This window comes from Anaerophilus nitritigenes (genome assembly GCF_004138215.1).
GTDB lineage: Bacteria > Bacillota > Clostridia > Peptostreptococcales > Thermotaleaceae > Anaerophilus > Anaerophilus nitritogenes.
Map to the genome: position 1 here is coordinate 1 of NZ_RYYS01000060.1, position 2,371 is coordinate 2,371.

General features: G+C 30.4%; 6 protein-coding genes. 5 read left to right on the top strand and 1 reads right to left on the bottom strand.

The annotated features are described in order from the left end of the window. Positions 1 to 119 precede the first annotated feature (119 nt). Positions 120 to 281, top strand: a complete 162-nt coding sequence (locus EK368_RS14880; protein WP_165000391.1) for a hypothetical protein — start codon at positions 120 to 122, stop codon at positions 279 to 281. On the opposite strand, the gene EK368_RS14885 is transcribed toward EK368_RS14880, so the two are convergent. Next, the gene (locus EK368_RS14885; RefSeq protein ID WP_165000392.1) at positions 271 to 441 is read right to left on the bottom strand and encodes a hypothetical protein; all 171 of its coding nucleotides are present in this window, start codon (positions 439 to 441) and stop codon (positions 271 to 273) included. The genes EK368_RS14880 and EK368_RS14885 overlap by 11 nt on opposite strands. A 64-nt stretch (positions 442 to 505) precedes the next feature. Here EK368_RS14885 and EK368_RS14890 point away from each other — a divergent pair, with 64 nt between their 5' ends. From EK368_RS14890 to EK368_RS08865, 4 genes are all read left to right on the top strand, one after another. Beyond that, positions 506 to 673 (top strand): hypothetical protein, encoded by a 168-nt coding sequence (locus EK368_RS14890; protein WP_165000393.1) that lies wholly within the window; start codon positions 506 to 508, stop codon positions 671 to 673. A gap of 201 nt (positions 674 to 874) precedes the next feature. Then, positions 875 to 1,102, top strand: coding sequence for a hypothetical protein (locus EK368_RS08855; RefSeq protein ID WP_129598575.1), 228 nt, complete (start codon positions 875 to 877; stop codon positions 1,100 to 1,102). Further along, positions 1,099 to 1,581: a siphovirus Gp157 family protein gene (locus EK368_RS08860; protein ID WP_129598576.1), complete on the top strand. Its 483-nt coding sequence runs from the start codon at positions 1,099 to 1,101 to the stop codon at positions 1,579 to 1,581. Before EK368_RS08855 ends, EK368_RS08860 begins: the two co-directional genes overlap by 4 nt. A gap of 114 nt (positions 1,582 to 1,695) precedes the next feature. Then, entirely contained in the window at positions 1,696 to 2,238 is a 543-nt protein-coding gene (locus tag EK368_RS08865) for an ERF family protein (RefSeq protein WP_129598577.1), read from the top strand. Positions 2,239 to 2,371 lie beyond the last annotated feature (133 nt).

A 2,371-nucleotide genomic window follows, 5' to 3' on the forward strand; every position in this document is an offset into this window, starting at 1 on the left:
ATGAGATTCCAATATAAATTAAATATTTTTTTATCAATAACTTGTTTAATAAATGCTATAAATATCCTAATAAATGTAATATAGCAGTAAGTATTTCAAGCATAGAAAGGAGAAGCAAGATGGATAAATCGCTAGAGGAAAGAGTTAAAGAATTAGAAAAGAAAGAAGCTGAACTAGAAGGGCAAGTTCTAGAACAGCAAAAGAAAATTAATACATTTAAATTTAATGACATAAATAATATAACTTTTTCTCAATTAGAAAAAGAAAAATTTACTTGGTAGCATGAATTTTTTTGATATCTTCTAAAATTTTCTCATTATTTTTTATTATAGCAGTTACTATGACATTACGTAGTGCATGAGAGCTTACGGGTTTTTCGGGAGATATAGCATTTTTTAATATCTCGTCTATTTCTGTATATGAAAGACCGATTTTATCCATAATATTCACCCCCTTTCTACAAAATTTTACCATATAGGGGCAAAAAACTAAAGGAGGATAGAACATGAAACATAAAACAGAATGTGCATTTTGCAAGAAACCAATATTCAAAGAAGATTCAGAAGAGATCATATCAAGTCTAGATTTTCAAGTAAGACATATTTGTAGTATGTGTGGTAAAAAGTTTGAAGAACTTTTAAAGAAAGGTAGAGAGAGGGGGTGCAATAAATGATTAGCATTGAAACATTAGAAAGACTGTATCAAGAAGCAGGATTGATTGCAATCTGTAAAGATGGAAGGTTTGTTGATTTTGAGTTGGACAAGTAGAAAAAAGACCTTATCAGACGGCAATCTGAGAAAGGTCACTAGAAAAAACATTAATTAGTAGTATTATAGCAGATTTTCAAGATTTTATACAGAGGAGGAGTAAAAAATGAGACCATCTGTAAGCATATCCTACCATCTGAGAGATACAGAAAATCCAAAGATAGAGTTATCTGAGGAACGAGAAAGCGAATTAAATGGAGAGAAATATAGAGTTTTGAGATTTGAAGGAATAGATATTTTTCTTACAACAGAACAGGCTGAAAAGATAGATAGTGAAATATTTACAAGGCTACAAAAGGAAAAATGGGCAAATAACAAGGGGGTAAAAAGATGAAATTATATGAACTTACTAGTAATTATACAAACCTATTAGAATTATTGGAAAATCCAGAAATACCACAAGAAATAGTTTTAGAATCTTTAGAAGAAATCAAAGAAGATTTTAATATCAAAGCTGAAAATGTATGCAAGGTTATGAAATCTATTGAACTTGAAGCAAAAGGAATTAAGGAAGAAGAAAAAAGATTGTCTGATCGTAGAAAAGTTTTAGAAAGTAGAGTATCAAATTTAAAAGAGTATTTAGATAGCAATATGAAGGCTATAGGAGTAAAAAAAATTAAAGGTAATGTATTTACTCTATCAATACAAAAGAATCCTCCTAGCATTGATATAAAAGATGCTAAATTGATTCCTCAAGAGTACAAAGTAGTTACTGAAAGTATAGACAAAGCAGCTATTAAGGATGCATTAAAACAAGGGATAGAAGTGATCGGGGCAGAGTTAAAACAAACAGAATCACTTAGGATTAGGTGATGGTATGAATACAACATATGAGAAATACTGCGAGATATGTTTTCATCAAGACGTGGAGCCAATCAGTAGGGAAGAATTTGAGGAAACGAAAGAGCTTTTAAGGAGTGAAGGCAGATGAATATTCAAGAGAAATTAATGCACACACAGTTAAGGCTAAAAGCACCAAAGAGCCAGTTTAATAAGTTTGGAAATTATAATTATAGAAGTTGCGAAGATATTTTAGAAGCATTAAAACCTATTCTTACAGAAGTAAAAGCTATAGTTACATTGAAGGATAAGATCATACAGATAGGAAATAGATTCTATGTTGAAGCTACAGCAACAATTACAGATACTGAGGATACTAGTAGTAATATATCGGTTACAGCTTATGCAAGAGAAGAAGAATCTAAGAAGGGTATGGATGCAAGTCAGATTACAGGTTCAGTATCTTCATACGCTCGTAAATATGCTTTAAATGGACTTTTCTGTATAGATGATACAAAAGATAGTGACGCAACAAATAAGCATGGAAAAGAGGCTACAGAGACACCAAAACAGGAAAAGAAATATAAGTGTAAAGATTGTAATACAGAAACAACCGAAAAAGTAGCAAAGTACAGCTACAACAAATATAAAAAAGTATTATGTGTAGATTGTCAGAAAAAACAAAAGTAGGTGATTAAATGTATAAACCTATATGGATTAAGAGGGGACATGTTCCCCTCAACATAAAAAAGCAAAGATTGAAAATATTTACAATCACTTTAGCAGTATTATTTACAGCTATTGTTAAAATCATACATTATTA

Coding starts and splice junctions, on each gene's coding strand:
- EK368_RS14880 (WP_165000391.1), top strand. CDS start 120: ATGGATAAATCGCTAGAGGAAAGAGTTAAAGAATTAGAAAAGAAAGAA.
- EK368_RS14885 (WP_165000392.1), bottom strand. CDS start 441: ATGGATAAAATCGGTCTTTCATATACAGAAATAGACGAGATATTAAAA.
- EK368_RS14890 (WP_165000393.1), top strand. CDS start 506: ATGAAACATAAAACAGAATGTGCATTTTGCAAGAAACCAATATTCAAA.
- EK368_RS08855 (WP_129598575.1), top strand. CDS start 875: ATGAGACCATCTGTAAGCATATCCTACCATCTGAGAGATACAGAAAAT.
- EK368_RS08860 (WP_129598576.1), top strand. CDS start 1,099: ATGAAATTATATGAACTTACTAGTAATTATACAAACCTATTAGAATTA.
- EK368_RS08865 (WP_129598577.1), top strand. CDS start 1,696: ATGAATATTCAAGAGAAATTAATGCACACACAGTTAAGGCTAAAAGCA.